Annotated in this window: 16 protein-coding genes, 1 tRNA gene and 1 pseudogene; 4 read left to right on the top strand and 14 right to left on the bottom strand. The window is 61.0% G+C overall.

Going from position 1 to position 22362, the window contains the following annotated elements; all coding sequences use genetic code 11:
* Positions 1 to 13: 13 nt before the first annotated feature.
* The 11 genes and pseudogenes from AB5Y53_RS08725 to cmoM form a co-directional block, all read right to left on the bottom strand.
* Entirely contained in the window at positions 14 to 322 is a 309-nt protein-coding gene (locus AB5Y53_RS08725; protein ID WP_042017153.1) for a putative quinol monooxygenase, read from the bottom strand.
* A 265-nt stretch (positions 323 to 587) separates the two neighbouring features.
* Complete coding sequence (locus tag AB5Y53_RS08720; RefSeq protein WP_368181677.1) at positions 588 to 1073, bottom strand: GNAT family N-acetyltransferase; 486 nt, start codon at positions 1071 to 1073, stop codon at positions 588 to 590.
* 17 nt (positions 1074 to 1090) lie between these two features.
* A complete protein-coding gene (locus AB5Y53_RS08715) occupies positions 1091 to 1564 on the bottom strand; it encodes a cupin domain-containing protein (RefSeq protein WP_368181675.1) in 474 nt (157 codons plus the stop codon).
* A gap of 46 nt (positions 1565 to 1610) precedes the next feature.
* Positions 1611 to 2150 carry an HD domain-containing protein gene (locus AB5Y53_RS08710; protein WP_368181673.1) on the bottom strand — a complete coding sequence of 180 codons (540 nt, stop codon included), beginning with the start codon at positions 2148 to 2150 and terminating at the stop codon, positions 1611 to 1613.
* A gap of 224 nt (positions 2151 to 2374) precedes the next feature.
* Positions 2375 to 2467: pseudogene (locus tag AB5Y53_RS08705) on the bottom strand (septal ring lytic transglycosylase RlpA family lipoprotein); the annotation flags it as partial.
* A 60-nt stretch (positions 2468 to 2527) separates the two neighbouring features.
* Positions 2528 to 5269 (bottom strand): cation-transporting P-type ATPase, encoded by a 2742-nt coding sequence (locus tag AB5Y53_RS08700; protein WP_368181672.1) that lies wholly within the window; start codon positions 5267 to 5269, stop codon positions 2528 to 2530.
* 1015 nt (positions 5270 to 6284) lie between these two features.
* On the bottom strand, positions 6285 to 6671 hold the full coding sequence (locus AB5Y53_RS08695) for a septal ring lytic transglycosylase RlpA family protein (protein WP_042017161.1): 387 nt from the start codon (positions 6669 to 6671) through the stop codon (positions 6285 to 6287).
* Positions 6672 to 6820: 149 nt separating this feature from the next.
* Complete coding sequence (gene mukB / locus AB5Y53_RS08690) at positions 6821 to 11248, bottom strand: chromosome partition protein MukB (protein WP_368181669.1); 4428 nt, start codon at positions 11246 to 11248, stop codon at positions 6821 to 6823.
* 45 nt (positions 11249 to 11293) lie between these two features.
* Positions 11294 to 12031: a chromosome partition protein MukE gene (mukE, locus tag AB5Y53_RS08685; protein WP_029314572.1), complete on the bottom strand. Its 738-nt coding sequence runs from the start codon at positions 12029 to 12031 to the stop codon at positions 11294 to 11296.
* Complete coding sequence (mukF, locus tag AB5Y53_RS08680) at positions 12012 to 13331, bottom strand: chromosome partition protein MukF (protein ID WP_042863922.1); 1320 nt, start codon at positions 13329 to 13331, stop codon at positions 12012 to 12014. The genes mukE and mukF overlap by 20 nt, the downstream gene beginning before the upstream one ends.
* A 114-nt stretch (positions 13332 to 13445) precedes the next feature.
* Positions 13446 to 14222 carry a tRNA uridine 5-oxyacetic acid(34) methyltransferase CmoM gene (cmoM, locus tag AB5Y53_RS08675; protein ID WP_368181666.1) on the bottom strand — a complete coding sequence of 259 codons (777 nt, stop codon included), beginning with the start codon at positions 14220 to 14222 and terminating at the stop codon, positions 13446 to 13448.
* Positions 14223 to 14350: 128 nt separating this feature from the next.
* Between cmoM and elyC the strand changes: the two genes are divergently transcribed.
* From elyC to AB5Y53_RS08655, 4 genes are all read left to right on the top strand, one after another.
* Positions 14351 to 15136 (top strand): envelope biogenesis factor ElyC, encoded by a 786-nt coding sequence (gene elyC / locus AB5Y53_RS08670; protein ID WP_042863923.1) that lies wholly within the window; start codon positions 14351 to 14353, stop codon positions 15134 to 15136.
* A 135-nt stretch (positions 15137 to 15271) separates the two neighbouring features.
* A complete protein-coding gene (tpiA, locus tag AB5Y53_RS08665; RefSeq protein ID WP_029314576.1) occupies positions 15272 to 16027 on the top strand; it encodes a triose-phosphate isomerase in 756 nt (251 codons plus the stop codon).
* Between the two features lie 143 nt (positions 16028 to 16170).
* A complete protein-coding gene (gene pfkA, locus AB5Y53_RS08660) occupies positions 16171 to 17142 on the top strand; it encodes a 6-phosphofructokinase (protein ID WP_010674852.1) in 972 nt (323 codons plus the stop codon).
* A gap of 1306 nt (positions 17143 to 18448) precedes the next feature.
* Positions 18449 to 19705 carry an amidohydrolase gene (locus AB5Y53_RS08655; protein ID WP_324031777.1) on the top strand — a complete coding sequence of 419 codons (1257 nt, stop codon included), beginning with the start codon at positions 18449 to 18451 and terminating at the stop codon, positions 19703 to 19705.
* A gap of 70 nt (positions 19706 to 19775) precedes the next feature.
* On the opposite strand, the gene yjjG is transcribed toward AB5Y53_RS08655, so the two are convergent.
* The 3 genes from yjjG to AB5Y53_RS08640 form a co-directional block, all read right to left on the bottom strand.
* The gene (yjjG, locus tag AB5Y53_RS08650) at positions 19776 to 20456 is read right to left on the bottom strand and encodes a pyrimidine 5'-nucleotidase (protein ID WP_368181663.1); all 681 of its coding nucleotides are present in this window, start codon (positions 20454 to 20456) and stop codon (positions 19776 to 19778) included.
* 33 nt (positions 20457 to 20489) lie between these two features.
* Positions 20490 to 21974: a leucyl aminopeptidase family protein gene (locus AB5Y53_RS08645; RefSeq protein ID WP_069651319.1), complete on the bottom strand. Its 1485-nt coding sequence runs from the start codon at positions 21972 to 21974 to the stop codon at positions 20490 to 20492.
* A 144-nt stretch (positions 21975 to 22118) separates the two neighbouring features.
* Positions 22119 to 22195: transfer RNA gene (locus tag AB5Y53_RS08640), tRNA-Met, on the bottom strand.
* Between the last annotated feature and the right edge of the window lie 167 nt (positions 22196 to 22362).

The raw sequence follows: 22362 nt of genomic DNA, 5'->3' as shown, positions 1-22362 counted from the left end.
TCTGCGGCAAGGATCAGGGGCTCACTTCTTCCATGAAGACAAGCCGAAGGGGTTCGGCCAGCAGTTCGTCCGCCTGGCGAGCGAAAGCCTGGAAATACGCGGTCTCACAGTGGGCATCCAGGGCGGCCTGACTCACGAAGGCTTCCCGCATGTAGAAGGTGCCGGGTTCATCCTTCAACTCGAACAGCACGTAATCGAGGTTGCCCGGCTCCTGGCGAGTGGGGCCAATCAAGGCAAGCAGGGCATCGCGAAGGCGCTCTCCCATGCCGTCACGGGCCTTGAGCACCGCGATCGATACCAGTTTGTCTGTCTCTTTTTTCATCCAGTTTTCTCCGTTGTACATCGTCAACACGCCAGAGAGTGCAACCTGGACAGCTATTTATACTGCCGGATGCGCCCCCATCAGACGTTGCCCAGTGTAGGCAGGACGGTGGGGGCCATATAGGGGGGCAGAATGAACACTGTGTTCAACGGGGTGGATAACCACGCCGTGCACGGAGGAACAAACGAGCGGGAGGGATCATGGCGCAAAGGGTGGCAACGGGACCCGCCAGGGGGCGGCACGGCTTGCTGCCCCCTGGTCCAGGCTAAGGGCCTGCAGACCAGCGCTCAACGTCAAGGCAATAGGTGGTGAAAGGGTGTTCGCCCAGACGTGTTTTCCTCACCCAGATGGCCCGTCTGGCGAGGGAGCGGTAAGGTGGGCGGGTATCCAGCAGGTGAAAGAGGATCGTCCGATGGCCAAGCGCCCTCGCCCACCCCATCATCTCGTTGAAAATCGCCACGCCGCTTCCCCAGCCGCCCCTGGCGAGCACGATGGCAAGCTCCACCCCCTCGTCATCGGGCTGGATACCGCACCACCCCGCCAGGGTGCCATTGAGGAAGATGGCGCGCACGCGACAACCTGGCCGGGCGTCAACTCCCAGCTTGAACGCCATCCAGTCGCGCACCCCGGCCACATCGAAAAGCGGGTGAGGGATCAGGTGCTTTCGCAGCGTCTCGTCGTTAAGCAGCGGCAGAAAATCCTCTGCCCTGACAGCAGAAAAGGGGCTGAACACCATGGAGGTCTCTCTCATTGCGCGAAGAGGCGCCCCTAGTAGGGGCTGCCATCCTTGTGTCTGGCTGACCAGGCGCCATCGGCACCCTGTACCAGGGCCAGATCGTCGTCGGGATAGTCGACGGTGTCCCCTGGCAGCCTGTCCCCCACCTCGAGATAGACGGCGTCCACCTCACCGTGGTTGAGCAACTGGTGGGCCAGGCCGCTGCCCCCCTTGAAGCCGATGCACTCCCCCGGCGACATCCGGTACTCCTCCTCCCCGTGGCGCAGGGTGGGATTGCCCGAGAGCACATAGACGAACTCGTCCTGCAGGCCGTGATGGTGCTTGAGCGCCGAGATGGCTCCCGGTGCCAGGGTCGTCAGGTTGACCCCGAAATTGGCGAGGCCGAAATGATCCCCCAGCCTGCGCCGGGTGCGGTGCTTGACCAAGGAGGCAAAGGGCTCCGGATAGAGGGACTTTGCCTGGTGCTCGGGGATGGCCGTTGCCTGAATGGCGCGTTTGTCAGTCATGTTCTGATCCTCCCTGTAAATGACGTCTCTCTTTATAGCCTGCTCCTTAGCGGCGAAACATGGGCAGGGGGTTGAAGGGGTGTCTCACACACCATGCCATGCCCAATTTCAGCAAACACCGGTGAAATCCTGCATTGGGGAACGCGGCTTTCAATTGCCCCAGCAAGGTAGCGGGCAAGCCCATGGACACCATGCCAAGGGAGAAATCGGCAATGTCGGCCCGGCGAAAGAGCTCCACCAGAGCAAAGGGGGAATCATGCCGGGAACGCAGAGCGTGATGCCCCTCAATCATCTGGACTATCTCGTCGACCCACTCCCTCTTGCCCCGCGCTAGCAGATAGCGCTCAGCATCCGCCTCCGATGGGGCAAGGTAATCGAGCGTGCGAGCAGTCCAGAGGCCGATATCGTGAAAACAGGCGGCGATCTGGATCTTCTCCCGCTGCATCTCATCCAGAGGGCCCTGTGCAAAGCACAGATGAATGACCCGGTAGACATGGTTGCGATAGCCCGTGAAGTCATCCCCTATCACCCCTTTGAAGGGAGACAGGATCTCCTCCACCAACGGCAAATGGTGTTCGATATGCATTCAACCTCCTCTGCTCCTGCCCGATGCCCGCCTGGCCGATGCCCGCCAGGTGGCAAAGACGCCCTGATTTTCGTTTGGCTATCTTAATGGCACACCGGAAAATGGGAAGTCGCGTTGGCGACATCACCAATGGAATAAAGAAGATGGCCCGCGATCACTGGGAAGCATCCTCTTCCAGCGGCCCGGGTATGGAGGGGCACCGGCACATGCAGACACGGTGACGAGAGCACCTCAATCCTGACCTTGTTAAGCCCGGATCGGGGATTGCCGATGGTGCTGAAGGCCGCCCAGGAGCAAACAAGGATCAACCCTGGCGGCGTTGTCATGTGTCGGGAGTCGTAGCGGCGCCCCGGAAGGGGCGCCAGAAGGGTATGCAATTAACGCATGCGGAAGCGACGAGTGAGCAGCTTCTCAGCCTCGACGATGAGGAAGATCGCCCCCCCGATCGCCAGGGTAACGCCCCAATAGTGCAAGGGGATTGCCTCGGTGCCAAACAGCATCTGCATGAAGGGCAGGTAGATGATGGCCAGTTGCAGTAACAGCAAGACACCGCTCACCAGCCAGATCCCCTTGTTGGTCAGCAGACCTCGGGTCAGGGAGAAGCCATCGCTGACGCGGCAGTTCAGCATGTAAAACCACTGAGCCGTCACCAGCGTCTGCAACAGCACGGTTCGGATGAACTCTGGGCTGTGACCCCGCGGCTGCAACCAGGCTTCCAGCGCGAAGGCACTGATGGCAATCAGCGTTCCCACGAAGGCAACGCGCCAGATGGCAAAGCCATCCATGACATGCAGCATGGGATTGCGGGGCGGGCGACACATGATGTTGCGTTCGCCAGCCTCGAATGCCAGACCAAACGACAGGGTGGCAGAGGTCGCCATGTTCATCCACAGGATCAGCACCGGCGTCAGCGGGATCAGGTTACCTGCCAGCAGTGCGATCACGATCAGCAGCCCTTGTGCCAGGTTGGTGGGCATGATGAACAGGATGGTCTTTTTCAGGTTGTCATACACCCGGCGCCCCTCTTCCACCGCACCGGCTATGGTGGCAAAGTTGTCGTCGGTCAGCACCATGTCGGCAGCCTCCTTGGTCACCTCTGTCCCCTTGATGCCCATGGCGATCCCCACGTTCGCCTGCTTCAATGCGGGAGCATCGTTAACGCCATCCCCTGTCATGCCGACGATCTCGCCCCTATCCTGCAGCGCCTTCACCAGACGCAGCTTGTGCTCCGGGCTGGTGCGGGCGAAGATGTCGAACGCGACAGCCGCCTCGGCCAGTTCGGCGTCATCCATGTGCTCCAACTCGTAGCCGGTCACGGCCTTGTCGCTGTTGCCCATTCCCAGCATCTTGCCGATGCTCATCGCCGTCTGCGGATGATCACCGGTGATCATCTTCACCCGGATGCCCGCCTGCTGACAGGCGCGGATGGCCTCGACCGCCTCGGGGCGCGGGGGATCCATCATGCCTGCGATACCAAGGAAGATGAGACCCTCCCGCAGATCGCCATGCTCGAGGCTAGTCATCTCGCTACTCACGGGTTTACAGGCCGCCGCCACCATGCGCAATCCTTCACGGGCATAGTGGGCCATCTCCTCTTCCCAATACTGGCGAACGAATGGCTCTGCACCCTCCTTGCTCAATTGCAGTTCGCAGAGGGCGAACATCACATCGGGAGCTCCCGTCATCAGCACCAGTTCCTTGCCGTTGATGCTGTGATGTGTCGCCATGTACTTGTACTGGGAATCAAACGGTATCTTGTTGAGTAGCCGGGTGTCTGCCACCGGCAGATTCGCTTTCGTCGCCAGGACCTTCAACGCGCCCTCGGTGGGGCCACCGGTAATTGTCCAGTGACCGCAGTCATCCCGGATCAGCTGACTGTCATTGCACAGATCCACGGTGCGCAGATAGCGATCCAGCACACTCTCCGGCGAAATCACAACCGGCGTATCTTCACCTTCCAGGTGAATGTTCCCCATGGGGGCATAGCTCTCCCCCTCTACCCGATAACAGGCATCGGCGGTGATCACGGCCTTGACCGTCATCTCGTTCATGGTCAGTGTACCGGTCTTGTCCGAGCACACCACTGTCATGGCCCCCAGGGTCTCGACGGTCGGCAGTTTGCGAATGATGGCCCGTTTGCGCGCCATGGCCTGCACCCCGAGGGAGAGGATGATCGAGATGATGGCGGGCAAGCCTTCCGGCACCGACGCGACAGCGAGGCTGATCAGCGACAGCATCAGTTCGCCGAGGGGGATATCGCGCAGCAGCACGCTGAACACGAACAGCGCCGCCATCATGGCCAGTATCAGCATGAAGATCCCCTTGCCGAGCTTGTCCATCTGCACCAGCAGCGGGGTGCGGTGTGTCTCGACGGCGGACATCATCTGATTGATGTGACCAAGCTCGGTATCTGCACCGGTGGCGATGACAACACCGATACCGCTTCCCCCACTGATGGTTGTCCCCGAGAACAACAGGTTGGTGCGATCCCCCAGGGGCAGTTCACCCACCAGGGCATGGGCATGCTTGTCCACGACGGTAGACTCACCGGTCAGAATGGCCTCTTCGACTCGCAGGTTGTGGGCTTCGATGACCCGCAGATCGGCCGGGATCCGGTCGCCAGCACGCAACACGACGATGTCGCCCGGTACCAGCTCGGTGGTGGAAATCGTTTCATGGTTGCCGTCGCGGATCACCACGGCATCGCTCGACAGCATATGCCGAATGCTTTGCAGCGACTTTTCGGCATTATTCTCCTGAATATGACCGATCAGTGAGTTGACCACTGCCACGCCGAGGATCACCAGCGTATCGACCCAGTGCCCCATCCAGGCGGTCAATACGGCGGCAGCCAACAGGACATAGATCAGCACATCGTGAAAGTGGGCGAGAAAGCGCAGCCAGGCAGGCTTGCCCTTTTTCTCCGGCAACGCATTGGGCCCAACAGCGTCCAAGCGGGCCCTGGCTTCATCATGAGTCAGTCCCGAGGACTGACTGGACTTTTTTTCTAATACTGCCTCCACGGATAGCTGGTAATACAGGTTATGTCCGTCTGAGGGGGGAGATAGATTGGTTTTCTCAGCGGTGATTTTATGCAAAACATAGGCTCCTTGTGTCACAAGTCTGAACAAATACAATGGCTATAAAAATGGCGGGCCAGAGTAATGAAACAGGAGTGGTTGTTTTTTGATCCAGAACAACAACTGCTCGATATAAACAAATTGAATATTTGATTAATTTAATCTTGAATATCCCGCCTTTTAATGACCATTATTGTGCTGTTGATCACCATTAATAAATGGCTATTCATGGCGATGTTCATCCTTTATTCATCAATATACTTGGCACTTTTTTCATGACACCAAAACAAGAAGCATCCTCTGCCAGAAAATGCCGGTAGAAAGATCCCCGCCCGGGCGTTGCCACAGACGACTGGAGATGAAGGGGATAGTTAGTCCTTGGCCAGACTCGCGGCCAGTCGGCGATTGATACGAAATATGGCAGAGGGCCTGCCAGGAAGATGACCTCCTCTCGACTGCCGCCCTCTCTACGGGAAGGGTGTGCCAGCCAAACGGGAAAATGGTATGTCGATATGCCCCTTCACTGACGATATATAGAAAAATAGTGGCCTCCATAGGAGCGGCATAATCGACGACCTGGTGCCTCGACTTGAAGCCCAACACACTTCATGCTGCCATGGTGCTGACTGTTCTCTATCACCACTAACTTACTATTATTTCTCTAGTTTTCTTGGTTACATATAAGACTGTCCATCAGCAAGATATTTCACACCTCCGGCCATGTTCGCCTGTGGATAATAAGCCATGATGTGGTGATAATTTCCAAGGCTGACAGCACCCCTCATCAGTAAATATTGAAATGCGGTGGCACTGCTCATCTCCCCATTTTTACTCCCTCTATATACATTCAAGGTTGAACCCCCAACAACATTGGCAATATCGGGAAACCAACTGTGCCACCATATCCAGAGCATCAGCCTGCATTGAAGTGAAGGCCATCCTCGGAGAACCACCTCGCAGTGTCATGCAACCCATCGACACCGGACCTGAGAGGGCGTGGCGCCGCCAAGGGTTACGTTTGAGTATGATTATTGGCACAATCTATACCACTCAGCTACAGCACCTCAATCCTGACCTTGATAAGCCCGGATCGGGGATTGCCGATGGCGCTGAACGCCGCCCTGGAGAGATCGATGATGCGCCCGCGGGGGAAATTGCCCCTGTCGTTGACCCTGACCACCACGCTCTTGTCGTTGGCAAGGTTGGTGACCCTGACCAGGGCGCCGAAGGGCAGTGTCATGTGGGCGGCGGTGTTGGCGTGGCGCTGGTAAGGCTCCCCGCTGGCGGTGCGCTTGTTGTGGTAGCGATCGGCGTAATAGGAGGCGAGCCCCGTCTGGGTATAGCCTCGCCAGTTGCCCGCACTGCCTGCATCAGGCTGGCTGCTGCAGGCGGCCAGCAGCAGGCACAGAGAGGCCAGCAGCCCTTTTTGTCGCGTCGTCATGCGTTGCTTCCTCGATGGGACAGAGCGACCAGCATCGCCAGTCAGGCTTCCGTTAACAGGGGCCTACTCTCTCATATTTCCCATGGAAAACGGGAGGCCCAAGCCTCCCGTTTGTGTGTTCACCCGTCAGCCCCTGTCAGGGGAAGATGTCAGGCGATGAGCTTGTCGTCGGCGAAGCCAAAGCCGCGCAGCCCCACCACATGCACATGCTCGTGCTTGCCCTGCACCTTGCGGATGAGCTTGTAGGTGGTGCCCTTCTCGGGGCTGATGTTCTCCGGCGCGGCGATAAGCAGCTGCATATCCTGGCGCTCGCACAGTTCGAACAGGGTGGCGATGGATTTGCCATCAAGCCGCGCCGCTTCGTCCAGGAACAACAGGCGGCAGGGAGCGATGTCCTTGCCGCGCAGACGGCGGGACTCCTCCTCCCAGCTGATGAGCACCATCAAGAGGATGGCCTGACCGGTGCCGATCGCCTCGCCGGTGGAGAGGGCGCCGCTCTCGGCCCGCAGCCAGCCGTCGGCCCCGCGCTGCACCTCGATCTCCAGCTCCAGGTAGTTGCGATAATCCAGCAGCACGTCCCCCATCACCTGATAGTTGCGCTCCCCCTGCTCCACCTGCGGATTGAGACGCTGGAAGAGCTTGGCCATGGCCTCGGAGAAGCTGAGCTCCTTGTCGGCGAAGAGATCGTTATGCATGGCGGTTTGGTCAGCCAGCGCCGTCAGCAGACGGGTGTGGGCCTCGCGGATATTGACGTTGAGGCGCACCCCGCGCACCAGACCGAAGGCGATGTTCTGCAAGCCCTGGTTGAGCACCCGGATGCGGTTCTGCTCGCGACGGATGATGTTGGTGATCTTGGCCGCCACCTCGTGGGAGGAGAGGGACAGATGGGTTTCCCGCTGCTTGAGCTCATCGGCGAGGCGCGCCAGCTCGATCTCCATCTCCTCGATGGCTTCCACCGGATCGTCCGAGCGGATGATGTCGTTGCGGATGCGATCTTTCAGGTAACGGTAGACCTGCACATAGAAGGCGACCTTCTGCTCGGTGCTGCGGTTGCCTTCCGACAGACGCAGCGCATCGCGCAGGGCCTCGTCGTGGGCCACCGCCACCCGCAGGGCGCCGAGGGCCTTGTCCGACATGGAGCGCAGCTCGTCGCTGTCAAGATAAGCCAGCTCGCGCTTGTTCAGACGCTTCTCGACGTGGGTCTCCCGTGCCAGACGCACCACCCGCGACCAGCTCGCCTTGTGACCCACCAGGGATTTGCGGGCGCTGTAGTAATCCTTGCCTTCGAGCTTGAGACGACCGCCAAGGGACTCGATTTCGCGCTTGCACACCTGCAACTGGGCCTCGGCGCTGGTGCGGCGGGTCCGGGTGCGGATAAGCAGCTCTTCAATCTCTTTCTTGTGGGCACGGGCCTTCTCTTCCATGTCATCCGACAGGGTCAGCCCCATGGCCGCCAGCTCCTGCTCGAACTCCGCCAGGGTCTGCCCCTTGGCCGAGGCGCTGGAATCGAGCGCCGTGCGCAGTTGCAGCGCCTCGGTGTGGCGCTGGGTGATCTGCTTGTGCTGCTCACCGGCGGTGCGGGCCGCCAGCTCTGCCGCCTTGAGCTTCTCTTTGAGTCGCTCGCTCATCTCGGACGCCTTGCCCAGCAGATCTTGTGCATCCTGATAGGCAAAGTGCGGCAAACGGGCCACCAGCTGATCGAGGGCGTAGCAACGGCGCTTCTGCTCGGCCAGCAAGTCGCTCACCTCGTCAAAGGCCGCCTGCAGGGCCGCCAGATCCTGGGGATCCTGGCGCAGCACCTGCACCATGGTTTCCAGTTTTTCCAACGCCTTGCCGTGTTTGGCGATAAAGGCTTCGGCTGTTTTAAGCGCCTCCACATCGGCGTGAGCCGCCTCGAGGCGGGCCGCCAGGTCTGCCTCGGCAAACAGGTGGGCAAAGGGCAGCATCCCCTGCACCAGCTGGATATGACGGGTCAGCTGGGCGGCAGCCGCTTTGGCCTCGACCAGCAGCTTGTCGCACTCGGCGATGGTTTCTTGCAGCTTGCGCTGCTCGTGCTGCTTGGCCTGCACCTCGGCTTCGGGGTCCGGGCGGAAGGCGATATCCAGATGCTGACCGATAAAGTCGCGAAAATGCCCGTAGAGGCGGTGATACTTCTGCTGCTCGAAGGCGGCCTTGGCGTAGCCCTCGATGAGGTTTTCCCGCTCAAGGTCGAGCTGTTCGATCCGTTTTTCCCGGGCGGCGCGACCAAACAGCGGCAGCTCGGGGTAGCGGGAGAAGCGCACCTGACGCTTGCTGGTGCGCACCAGCACGGCGTCCCCCAGCTCGTCCGCTTCCACCAGATCCTCGTCAAAGGAGTCGGGGTTGCCCTGAATGAGGTAGATATCTTCCGGGCAATCTTCCAGCTTTTTCAGCCGCTCGATGGCGCCTTCGAGGTCAAGCACCACCAGGGCGCTGCGAGCCGGGCCGTAGAGCGCGGAGTAGTAAGGGGCATCATCGATAGAGATGTCGTCATAGACGTCCGAGAGCAGCACGCCCCCCACCTGCTCGGCGATGCGGGCAAGACGGGGATCCGCCTCGCCGGCACCCAGCTGCAGGTTGCGAATTTGCATCTCCAGCGCCTGTTTCTGGCCCTGAATGCGGTTGCTCTCCTGCTCGAACTCCCGCTCCTTGTCGAGCACGCTCTGCATGCCGGAAGAGAGTTCTTCGGCGGTGGCCAAGGCCAAGCCACTCTGCTCGCGCAGTTGCTCGAGTTTTTCAAAGGATTTGAGCCAGCGCGGGGCCAGCTTGGTCAGTTCCGCGATATCGCGGCCCAGCTGAGTGCCCTGATGCTCGAGGCTGGCGCGGCGCTGATTGGCCTCCGCCTGCTGATCGGAGAGCTCCTCCTGACGGGTGCGCTGGGCTTCGAGGAAGATCTCCAGCTCGTCCTGGCTGGCAATGTGCTGACCAGACGCCTGGGCCAGCTCGTCTCGCAGCCGCAAGAGCGTCTTCTGGCTTTCGCTCTCTTTCTCGAGGCGAGCCAGGGCGGCGCGCAGACCCTGCCCCTGGGCAATGCGGGCCTTATCTTCGATGTGGCGCTTGAGCAGCCCCTGCGCGGTAGGCCAGGCGGCCTCGCGCACTGTCTCGGGGGCGATGCTGAGCAGCAGCGACAGCGCCGCTTCGTGTTCGGCCACCGCTGCCTTGGCCAGCGTCAACTGCTGCTCGGCCCCCAGCACCCGGCTGGTGAGGCTCTGCTCGGCTGCGCGGAACTGATGCAGGGTGTCGCTCGCCTGCTCCGCGCCGAGCCCCGGCAGTTCGCACTGCTCGCGGGCGTTTTCCAGGGCCTGCACCGCCTGACGGTACTGGATGGCGCGGGTCTGCTGGATATCGAGCGCCTGCTGGTAGTCGGCCAGCTGGGTCTTGAGGCTGTCCACCTCTGCCTGGGCCAGCTCCTTGCGCTCCTCCACTTCCAGCAACTGGCCGTGGATCTCTTCCACCACCGCCTGCTGCTGCTCCAGCTTGTCGTTGAGCTCCGCCAGATCGGCGCGATAGAGGGCAATCTTCTTTTGCAGCGCCACGGCCGCCATCACCTTGGCCAGGTGCTCGGCGGCGGACTCCAGCTCGTCGGTCAGGAGCTTCTCGCGGTTGGTGAGCTGATCCACCTCGTCCGCCAGATAGATGGCGCGCTGCTTCTCCTCGGCCAACAGGCGGCGTTTGCCAGCGAGCTCAGAGCGTGCCTTGAGGGCCAGCTCGGAGAGACGGCTCTTCTCGGCAGCGCCCCGCACATACTCCGCGGCCACATAGTGGGTGGTCTCGGTGATCAGGTTCTTGAAGAGATCCCGCTGACCCTGGGTCTCCTTGATGGCTTCCAGGGTGCGGCGGTTCTCGTAGATGGCCGCCTCCATGTCCTGGAACGCCTTGCGTACCCCGGAGTTCTCCGGCAGCAGGTATTCACGCAAGGAGCGGCTGATGGAAGACGAAATACCGCCGTAGAGGGAGGCTTCGATCAGGCGATAGAACTTGCCGCGATCCTTTTGATCCCGCAGTTTCTTAGGGGTGATCCCGAACTCGAACATGAAGTTGTGATAATCGGTCACCGTATTGAACTTGGCGACCTTGATGGCGCCGAGCTCCGCTGCCACCCCCTTCAGATCGGCGAAGGCACGTACCCGACCCTTGCCGTCGTCGAGCTTCTCCAGCAGCAGATCCGTGGGCGCCAGGTGCTCGGGCACATCCACCAGGGCGAACGGGGTGATGTTGACCTTGTTGTCACGGTTGGCCACCTGTTCGAGGTGGACGCCGACCCAGATCCGCTGCTCGCGGCTGTTCATCACTTCCAGCAGCGAATAGCAGTGGCCGCGCTGCAGCTTGCCGTAGAGCCCCTTGTCGCGGGAGGCACTGCTGGAACCCGCCTCCGTGGTGTTACGGAAATGGAGCAGTGACTGATCGGGAATGAGGGCCGCGATAAAGGCCGCCATGGTGGTGGACTTGCCCGCGCCGTTGCCGCCGGACAGGGTCGTGACCAGCTGGTCGAGATCGAAGGTGCGGGCGAAGAAGCCGTTCCAGTTGACCATGGTCAGGGATTTGAATTTGCCTCTCACGCCACACTCTCCATCAAACCGGCAGACACCATCAGTGCCGGCACATTAACGTTGCAGATCATCTTCCACCTCCAGCTCCAGCTGCTCTTCGTCCAGATCCTCTTCGATATCCTCGAACAGGGAATCGCTGCTCGGCATCTCGTCGTCGTGGAAAATGGCCTCCCCTTCCTGGATCATCCGCAGTTGCACCGCGCGGGGATCCTCGTCGGAGCGCACATCGGCGGCGAAGCGGAACACGGATTCGTTGACCCGGAATTTGTCGCTGTTGCCAAGGGGGGTGATCATCCCGAGGCGTTTGAGGCGACGCATGGAGGTGCGGATCTTCTCGAGGAGCTTCTTCTTGTCCAGATCCGTGCCGCCGGAGCGGCTGTTGACCATCCGCAGCAGCTGCTTCTCGTCCGCCAGGCTCAGCACCTCCTCTTGCAGTTCGCCCATGGCGAACACCCCTTCAGAGGCGAGCCTGTCCGGGCTCAGGAACAGGTAGCAGAGCACCTTGCCCACCAGCATATCGAGCTCAGATAACACTGTTGTTCCGATGTCGGCGCTCGGGCGCGGACGCAGGTAGAAGAAGCCTTCCGGCGCCTTGATGAGTTCCACCTGATAGCGACCGTAGAAGATCTCCAGCTCCTGGTGGTACTCCACCAGGGCCGAGTGCTGCTCGAATTCGTCGGCACTGATGTGGCGACCGGAGCGCAGGGCGGTGTCGATGCGCGGAAACAAGGGGTTGGCGATGGCCTCTGCGAGACGCAGGGGCAAGGGGAATTCAGTATTGATCGATGACATAGGCCTGAACCTTGGATCCAGCTTGGTTGATGGGTTTCCATGCGGGTTGGCGGTGGTGTTCGCGCTCACCGCTGGCATGGCCGAGACGCACGGCCTGATCGATCAGGAGGCGCGCCACGTCGAAGTGGGCATGGGCCGGGTAGTCCAGCAGGTATTCCCGCAGCACGTCGGCAAGATCCAGCCGATCTCCCTGCTCCGGGTAGCGGGCCAGGTAGCGCTCGATGCGCTCCGCCAGCTCCTGGTTGATGTCCACCATCTCCACGTACTCCATCTCGAGGGGCACCTCGCCGGTCACCTCCTCGTCGTGGATGGCGATGGTTTCATCCCGCAGCTCCAGCAAACGGGGCTCTTCGGCCACCCGCAACAACCAGCTGTGCTGCTCGAAGTTGCGGATGGATTCCCGCAGCCGCTGGCTGAAGGCGCGGTTCTTGTCCATGTCGATGGCGTTGCGGATGAACTTGTGGACGTGCCTGTCATAACGGGACCAGAGCTCGATGCACTGCTGGCCCCAGGCGGTGATGACGTCCAGACGCCCCTGCAGGGCGTGGGTCAGCTCTTCTACGTGGAACAGATCCTCACGCCCCTGGGCCGCTTCCTGAATGTTGAGCAGCCCCGCCTGCAGGCGGTGGCCGGCGGCGTCCAGGGTGTCCTGCAACTCGCGCAGGGTCTGGCCGGTCTCGTGCAGGAGCTTCTCGCAGCTGTGGATGGCATCGACCCAGTTCTGGGTCAGCAGGGCCGCTATCTCGCTCTTGACCTGGTTTTGCTGCTCGTCCATGGCGCGCTGGGTGAGATCGATGCGCCCGAGCGTCTCTTCCAGGGAGAAGGAGAGGCGCGGCAGCACCTCGGCGTCCCACTGCTCCCGGGTGTTGGTCTCGAGCGCCGCCTTGCGGGCGGTGTCGAGCTCGGCCGCCAGGTGCTCGAGCAGGATGGAGAGCTTGATGGAGTCCACCTGGCGCTGATCCATGAAGAAATCGACGATGCTCATGCCAAGGCGCGACAGGCGGTAGAGGCTCTCCCCCGCCACCATGTCGGTGGTGAAACGCGACAGCAGTTGCTGGCGAATGAGATCGTTGATGGCGTTGTTGGCGCGACCGGTGAGGGTCTCGTCCATCTGGCCGAAGGCACTGCTGACATAGCCAAAGGCATCGTGCAGCGCGGCCTCCGAGAGATCAGACTCGTCCTCGGAGAGCGTCTTGATCGCTATCAGAAAGGCCAGCCTGTCGGTGGGGAGGTTCAGCGCCAACCCCTCCTGTCTGACCCATCCCACCGTCTCTGGCAGGGTACGGGATGTACTCATCATGACGTTATCATCTCGTTGTTATAGTCGGCAGGTCTTCGCCCGCCGTGGTGATATAGGCCGGGGTCGGTGGCGCCCCGGCGGCTGGATCCCGCATCGTATTCACGCCGGTGTGTCTCAACCGGCCGGTTTCTGGGCCATCACATGGATGTAGCGCCCCAGGGAAACAAAGGGCTCCTGGCGGCAATATTGCTGCTCCATGGCCAGCAGGTCCTCGAACTTCTCGACCTGATCCTGCTTGTGGCGCATGTAGTCGTGGATGACGCGCACCCCGGTCTTGCCGATGATCCGCAATCCCCCCCGGCCTATCCAGTCATAGACCTGCTCCGGCAACTGGGGATTGGTGGGTGTCAGGGCTGTCTGGCGTTTCTTGCGAAGGCCCAGGCGCACATAGTCAAAATTGCCCACCACCAGGCTCTGGAACAGGAGGCCGTGACGATTGTAAAAAAGCAGCGACAGTATGCCCCCAGCCTTGACGAAAGGGAACAGACCCAGCAAGGTCTGGCGCGGCTCGGCGAGCCACTCCAGTACCGCGTGACAGAGCACCAGATCGAAGGTACCGGTCACCTGGTGCTTGAGATCCTGAATGGGGCAATGGATGAGACGAATTCTGTCTTCCAGCCCCTTCTCGGCGATCTGGCTGCGGGCCAGAGCCAGCATTTCTGCCGACAAATCGCACAGCTCCACCTGATGGCCCATGGCCGCCAGTTTCTGGGCGAAGTAGCCAAAGCCGCCGCCGGCATCCAGGATGCGCAGCGGCCGGTTGCCCAGGCGCGCCAGGCAGGCTTCGATGTCACTCCAGACAATGGTGGTGCGAATGCGCCCCTTGGTGGAGTCGTAAATGTTGCGAGCGAACTTGTCCGCGCGCCCGTCAAAACTCTGATCTTGCTTCAAGACACACTCATCTTCGACCGCCCCGCCATGAGGGCCGCAGGAGGAACCACACAGGATTGGGCCACAGGAAAAAAGAGGGGTATTCTGTCACATCCCGAATTTGCTGAAAACTCAAGGACGTGTCTGTCGTGTTCGAGCTCAACTTCTTTGTCATCAAGAAATGGCTGGGCCATCTGTTGATGCCGCTCCCCTTCTCTCTCTCCTTGTTGGTGCTGGCGCTCGTGCTGCTCTGGTTCACCCGCTTTCAAAAAAGCGGCAGGCTGCTGGCGACCCTCTCCTTGGTGATCATCGCCCTGATGGGGACGCGGCCGGTGAGCTACGAGCTGGCCCGCAGCCTGGAGCAGACCTATCCCCCCTTCGAGGTGAGCCAGCATCCTGACATCCAGGCCATCGTCGTGCTGGGCAACGGTCATGTGAGCGATCCGGCCATCCCAGAGCGCGCCTGGCAAAACAACATCTCCCTGGCGCGCACCCTGGAAGGAGTTCGCCTGGCTCTGGCCTATCCAGAAGCCGAGCTGGTCTTCTCCGGCGCCGTGGCCGGGGATCCCCTGTCGAACGCCGAGGTCAACGCCCGCATGGCGGCCAGCCTTGGCATCCCGCGTGCGCGCATGACGTTGTTTGAAAACAACAAAGACACCCATGACGAGGCGGTCAGCATCGCCGCCCACCTCAACGGCAAGCGGGTGGCACTGGTGAGTTCGGCCACCCACCTGCCCCGGGCCATGGCTCTCTATCGCAGTCAGGGACTCGATGCGGTGCCGGCTCCCACCGATTACACCGCCAAGCAGAGTCAGGAGCCACAACCCCTCTACAGCTACCTCCCCAAGGGGCGTTATCTGATGTATTCCGAGGCTGCCATTCACGAGTGGATTGGGGTATGGTGGGCCCGTTTGCGTGGGCAGGTCACCGAGTGAGCAATCGCGCCTTGCATTCCTGATTTGGATCAGGAAAGCGAAAAAAAATTACGTCATTTGCCGCCGGGTCAGCTATCTTGGGCTCGGTTCAATTCATATAATGTTGCGCAATCAAATGCCTAGGAGATATAGAAGATGAGACAGCACCTGGTAATGGGTAACTGGAAACTGAACGGCACCAAGGCTTCTGTAGAAGCCCTGATCAAAGGACTGACCCCGGCCGCTGCCGCTCATCCTTCCGTGCAAGTGGCCGTCTGCCCGCCGGTTATCTTTTTGGGTCTGGTTGAACAGCTGACCGCTGGCAGCAAGATCGCCTACGGTGCCCAGAACGCCGACGTTCACGAGTCCGGCGCCTTCACCGGCGAAAACGCCCCCTCCATGCTCAAAGCCTTCGGCTGCACCTACTCCCTGGTCGGTCACAGCGAGCGTCGTACCCTGCACGCAGAGACCGACGACGTGGTGGCTGCCAAGTACGAAGCCATCCAGAAGGGCGGCCTGATCCCCGTGCTGTGCATCGGTGAAACCCTGGCCCAGTTCGAAGCCGGTACCACCAACCAGGTGGTCGAGACCCAGCTCAAGGCCGTGATCGATCGCTGCGGCATCGCCTCCTTCGAGAACGCCGTCATCGCTTACGAGCCGGTATGGGCCATCGGCACCGGCAAGACCGCCACCCCGGAGATCGCACAATCCGTGCATGCTCACATCCGTCAATACCTGGCCGGTTTTGATGCAGCCGTGGCTGCCAAGGTACAGATCCTGTACGGCGGCTCCGTGACTGGCGCCACCGCTGCCGACCTGTTCGGCCAGCCGGACATCGACGGTGGCCTGGTGGGTGGCGCGTCCCTGAAAGTGGACGACTTCTCCCAGATCATCGCTGGCGCCGCCAAGTAAGCGCCAAGCAAAGAGGGGCCCCGCCCCTCTTTGCATATCGCTTTCCTATGGACCCTCTCGCCATAGGAAAGCCGATATAGTAAAAGCGGCCAGCCGTATTTTTCAGAATCTTGATTTTCGACAACTCAGATCCAGAGGCACTCATGACCAAACAAATCAAACGTATTGGTGTTTTGACCAGTGGTGGTGACGCACCGGGTATGAACGCAGCCATCCGCGCCGTGGTGCGCGCCGGTCTGCATCATGGCCTGGAAGTTTACGGCATCTATGATGGCTACCTCGGTCTGCACCAGGACCGTATCGTCAAGCTCGAGCGTCACAGCGTCTCCGACGTCGTGAACCGTGGCGGTACATTCCTCGGCTCCGCCCGTTTCCCCGCCTTCAAGGATCCGAAAGTCCGTGCCGAAGCGGTCGAAAACCTGAAGAAACACGGCATCGACGCCCTGGTGGTCATCGGCGGTGACGGCTCCTACATGGGTGCCAAGAAGCTGACCGAAGAGGGCTTCCCCTGCATCGGCCTGCCGGGCACCATCGACAACGACATCGCCGGTACCGACTTCACCATCGGCTTTGATACCGCTCTGAACGTGGTGGTTGACGCCATCGACCGCCTGCGCGACACCTGCAGCTCCCACCACCGCATCTCCGTGGTCGAGATCATGGGCCGCCACTGCGGCGATCTGGCCATGTCTGCCGCCGTTGCCGGTGGTGCCGAGTACGTGATCGTGCCGGAAGTAGCCTTCGACAAGGAGAAGCTGCTGCAACAGATCAAGGAAGGGGAAGCCAAGGGCAAGAAGCACGCCATCATCACCATCTGCGAGCACGTCACCGACGTCAACGCCCTGGCAAAAGACATCGAGGCCATGACCGGCCGCGAAACCCGCGCCACCATCCTGGGTCACATCCAGCGTGGCGGTTCTCCCACTGCCCGTGACCGTATCATGTCCAGCCGCATGGGTGCCTTCGCCGTCGAGCAACTGCTGGCGGGCCAGGGTGGCCGCTGCGTCGGCATTCAGGGCAACGAGATGGTGCACCACGACATCATCGACTGCATCGAGAACCTGAAGCGCCCGTTCAACCAGGAGCTGTACGATCTCTCCACCACCCTGTTCTAAGGGCTGTGGTCTGACAAAAAACCCTCCTCTGGAGGGTTTTTTTATGCGGGCTCCTCACCCCCTCCTCCCCCTGCGGGGGCCCGGCTATCCACTGGCCACTGTCGCCATCTCTTACCCCTTGCCCGGCGGCCCTGAGCCTCTGACCCCACGACCTTCTCCTTTACTTCTTTCCCCCGCTTTTCTGCTTGCTCACCTTGTTCGCGACGGGTCTGGATAAAGGCCTTGGTGGCGCAGTGCCACGGCCCTGCGCCAGGCCTCCCCTGCCCTTCATCCCATCACACTGGCGCCATATAGCAACCCGGGTGGGCCGACGATATCGCCCGCTTCCCCTGCGCGCGGGCCCAATGGCTCGTCCCCCAAAGAAAACAGCGAAAAACGGGGCTTCCGACCACCCAAGGCCCCATGAAGATCGAACCTCCATTTTCCCGCCTTCCCCCTTTCCTTCCATGCTCCTTTGGCGGCCGTTTTGTCGTTTTTCGTACTCTTTTTGCTCCTATCCTGTTTGGGATGAGCAGAAAATTGAGGCTTCATCGGATAACCCTGGCTGGCAACAGCCTTGCAGACTGGGGTTAGGACACAAGTCGTGAGAAAACATGACATGGGATGACAAAAACTGGCTGACAGCCACCAACCTCCCTATGGCGACATCAATCGGCGCATCCCGCAGGCCATTTTGCTGCCGAAAAATGGAGATCACCACAAACACCCCAATCGGAACCACAAAAGAGAGAGTCACAAAAACAACGTAACTAAATGTATTTAAAGACTTTATATGCATTCCCTTTCACTGGCATCACCATGAAACTCTTCCCAGGACAAAAAACGCCCTTAAACTTGGAAAAATGCAGCCGAATTCCACTACCAAACCATTTTTGCCTCATAATTACATTTTTCGTTGTTTTATCGTTCTGTTGTGGTATCTTGGTTCCATCATGAGCCAACCAAGGGAGATAAAATCATGAAAGAGTTCGTAGTTACCGCCGTTTTCACCGTGTTTTTCACTCTGGTTGCCGTCTCCATGCCGTCGCTGGCACAGCTCTAAGTCGGTCAATCAGCCTTCTGCCACCTCTGCACCAGAGGGGTGGTTCAAAAAACAGACTGCAACATGGGTTTTTGACGTGCTCTGGCAAAGGATGATGCCAAGCCATCATTGAGTGCGATCTGCGCACACAAAACGACCTCGTCGACATCCATGCCATCTTTCAAGGGGAGCCCGGGCTCCCCTTGTCGCATCTCCCCCTGCGGGATTTACTCTTGCCCCCCTGCCCGTCACAATGGCCGCTGGATTTGCCACGCAGGAACCACCATGACTCAGGATGCCTTGCGCCACTGGCGCCGCGACCTTCATCGTCACCCCGAAGCCGCCTGGTGTGAATTTCGCACCACCACCCTCATCGCCCAACACCTCAGTGAGCTCGGTTTCTCCATCATGCTGGGGGATCAACTGCTCGCCAGCACCCTCATCATGGGACGGGAAATAGACGTCGAGGCCCAGAAGGCCCGTGCCCTGCACCAGGGGGCGCATCCGGAGTGGCTGACGCGGATCGACGCACTCACCGGCGTGATGGGACTCTGGGAGAGCGGGCGCCCCGGCCCCACCCTGGCGTTTCGCTTCGATATCGATGCGGTGGAGGTCGAAGAGAGCCAGGAGGCGTCACACCTGCCCGGCCAGGGAGGCTGGCACTCCGCCAACCCGGGCTGGATGCACGCCTGTGCCCACGACGGTCACACCGCCATCGGTCTGGTGTTGGCCGAGCGGATCGCGGCCCTCGCTGATCGCCTCACTGGCCGCATCAAGCTCTTCTTCCAGCCCGCTGAAGAGGGCTGCCGAGGCGGCAAGGCGCTCGCGGCAGGGGGGCAGCTCGACGACGTGGACGCCCTGCTGGCACTGCACATCGGCATTCACGCGAGCAGCGGTGAGCTGGTGGTCAACCCCACCGAGTTTCTCTGTTCAACCAAATTCGACGTGGAGTTCATGGGGCAAGCCGCCCATGCGGGGCTCGAGCCCAACGCGGGCCACAATGCCCTGGCGGCGGCCTGCATGGCCACCACCGCCATGCTCGGCATTCCCCGCCATCGGGACGGCATGACCCGCATCAACGTGGGTCAGCTCAACGGCGGCAGTGGACGCAACGTCATCCCGGGCCATGCCCGCCTGATGGGGGAGACCCGTGGCGCGACGCCGGCCCTCAACGACTACATGTTCAATCAGGTGCAACAGATTGTGGAGGGGGCGGCCCTGATGCAGGGCGCGACCTACCACATCCGCAAACAGGGGGAAGCGATCGGCATCGAGAACAGCCCAGCCCTCATCGAGGAAATCGTGCCTCTCGCAGAGGGGAATTCCCTTGATACCATCCACACCCGCCGCTTCGGGGCCAGCGAGGATGCCGGTTTCCTCATCGAGCGGGTACAGCAGCACGGCGGCGAAGCCGCCTATCTCATCCTGGGAGCCAACCTCGCGGCCCCCCACCATCATCCGGAGTTCGACTTCGACGAAGCCGTGCTGGCCCCCGGAGTGGCCTTGCTGGAGGCCTGGCTGCTCGCCCGCCTCGGCCGCTAGCAGACGCCGGGTGCAAACAAGGCAGCCCATGGGCTGCCTTGTTTTTTTACACCCTTGCGGACATGGGGACCTACTCTCCCAGCACGATCCCGCAGAGATGGGCGAAGTGGTGGATCTCGTGGGTCGCCTCGCACGGGCCTGTCTCCCGTCCCGGGTTGTACCAGCAGGTGGCAAGCCCCTGGGCGGCGGCACCGGCGATGTCGGTCTTGGGATTGTCCCCCACCATCAACACCCGCGCCGGGCTCGGCTGACCCATCTGCGCCAGGGCATGCTGGAAGATGGCCGCCGCCGGCTTGGTCACCTGCACCTCGTCAGAGATAACGAGAGGCTCAAACCAGCTGTTCCAGCCCAGTTTGTCGAGGCGCCCGCGCTGGGGCAGGCTGAAGCCGTTGGTGATGATCCCCATTCTGACCTTGCTCTTCAGGGTCTGCAGGGTCTCCTCCACCCCCTCCAGCGGCACGCTCAGGGCGATGATCTGCTGCAGGAAGGTCTCGTTCATCGCCATGGGCGCCACGTTGACCTGCTCGGCAAAGAGCGAAAAACGGGTCTGCTGCAGGTGGGTGGCGTCAATCTCCCCTGAGTTGTACTGCTGCCAGAGCCGCTGGTTGAGCGCATGGTACTCCGCCATCTTGGGGGGAGTCGGCGCCACGCCGTAGATCTGCAGGGTCCGCTCCAGCGCCCTGGCGACCGGAAAATCGAGCAGGGTTTCGTCCAGATCGAACAGCACCCAGTCATAACTTGCTTGTTTCACGCTTGTCCTTATTGATTGTGCTTGGCCACGTTGTCATGCGTCGGGCGCACCCATCCCCAGAGGGCTGTCGAGCAGGGTCAGGGTCAGCCTGACACCAAAGCCGGTTACCTCGCTGCCCACCACGCCATTGCCCCCCTTGTTGCGAAAACCACTCAGGTCGAGGTGCAACCAGGGAAGCTCGGCGGGCACGAAGCGCGTGAGAAAACGGGCGGCATCGATGTGATCCGGGGAGGCGCCCGGCGCGCACTGTAACAGATCGGCCCACTCGCTATCGAGGTTGTCATCGTAATCCTCGTCCAGAGGGAAGGGCCAGACTCGCTCCCCGCTCTGCTGTCCCAGCGCTATCAGCGTGGTGAGCCACTCGGGGCGGTTGGTGAAGGCGCCGCTGTAACGGCTGCCGAGCGCCCGTTTGCAGGCGCCGGTCAGGGTGGCGTAGTCGATCAGCAAGTCGGGTTTGTCCCCGGCCGCCAGGGTCAGGGCATCCGCCAGCACCATGCGACCCTCGGCATCGGTGTCCACCACTTCGATGGTGGTGCCGTTCAGCGCAGTCACCACCTCACCGGGCCGGAAGGCCTGCGGGCCGATGTGGTTCTCAGCGATGGCGAGCCAGCAGTGCACCTCAATGGGGAGTTTCGCCCGGCTGATGGCCAGCAACGTGCCAAGGGCCACCGCGCTGCCCCCCATGTCCAGGTGCATGCCATACATGCTGCCACCGACTTTCAGGTTGTAGCCACCGGAGTCGTGGCAGATCCCCTTGCCCACCAGCGCGACGCGGCGCACCGGGTTGGCCGGACAGTAACTGAGCCTGACGATGGCGGCCTGACCATCCGCCGAACCACGGGCCACCGCCAGGAAGGCGCCAGCCCCCTTCTGTGCCAGGGTCGTCTCATCAAACTCCTGCCACTGCCACCCCTCCTGCTGCGCCAGCTCCCGGGCATAGGCCCGGTAATGACGGGCATTGAGCTCGGACGCTGGCAGCACCGCCAGGTGGCGAGCCAGACCATTGCCTTCGGTTTCTGCGCTCAGGCGGGCCATGTCCAGCTCGCAAGGGGGGGAAAGTTGCAACTGCTGATAACCCGGTCTTGTCGCCTCACTCCGTTTCTGGGTCGGCAGGGTCACATCGGCGGCGAGCAGGCAGGCGAGCACCACCCTTGCCAGTTGCGCGCGATGCTCATCGTCAAAGCCCTCCAGATGGAGCGCCAGGTGCGTCGCCTTGAGGCCCGCCAGCGAGCCCACCCAGCTGCGCACCTGCTTGTAGAGCCGATGATCCAGGGCCGGGCGGGCATCCATGAAGATCACCCGTTGCAGCCCCTGACTGTCGTCAAGGGAATAGGGGGCCTTCTGACCCAGGGCTATCTGGGTTGCCACGGCGGCAAAGGGAGGCGTCGCCAGCAGGGTATCGCGCGCTGAGTCGGCAATGAGCAAGAGTTTGACGGCAGCCGGCCCTGCCATTACTTCGGCGAGGGAGGTGCTCTGCATCGTGATTTGGGGAGAAGAATAGCTAAAAGGGGTCATCACAGGGTGCGGCCTCATCCATGAACAGAAAGCAGGATGATACCGAACAAATGGCGAGAGGGATCGGAAAAACACACATTATTGTGTGCAAGCAACAGATGCTGGAGGGGATCAGAGAGGTAATGCAGAAGAAAATCAGTCAGAAGTTGGTTGCGGGGGCCGGATTTGAACCGACGACCTTCGGGTTATGAGCCCGACGAGCTACCGAGCTGCTCCACCCCGCGTCCGAATTGTATTGCCACCACAAAAAGCAGAGCAGTTGCTTCTTGCTGTCTTCGTCTCCACCACAGGCGCTAGCGCTTGCCATGGATACAAATAGTTGGTTGCGGGGGCCGGATTTGAACCGACGACCTTCGGGTTATGAGCCCGACGAGCTACCGAGCTGCTCCAC

Origin of the sequence: Aeromonas sp. R7-5 (genome assembly GCF_040908015.1) — a bacterium.
Taxonomy (GTDB): Bacteria; Pseudomonadota; Gammaproteobacteria; order Enterobacterales; family Aeromonadaceae; genus Aeromonas; species Aeromonas caviae.
This window is presented reverse-complemented; position numbering and strand designations above follow the sequence as displayed.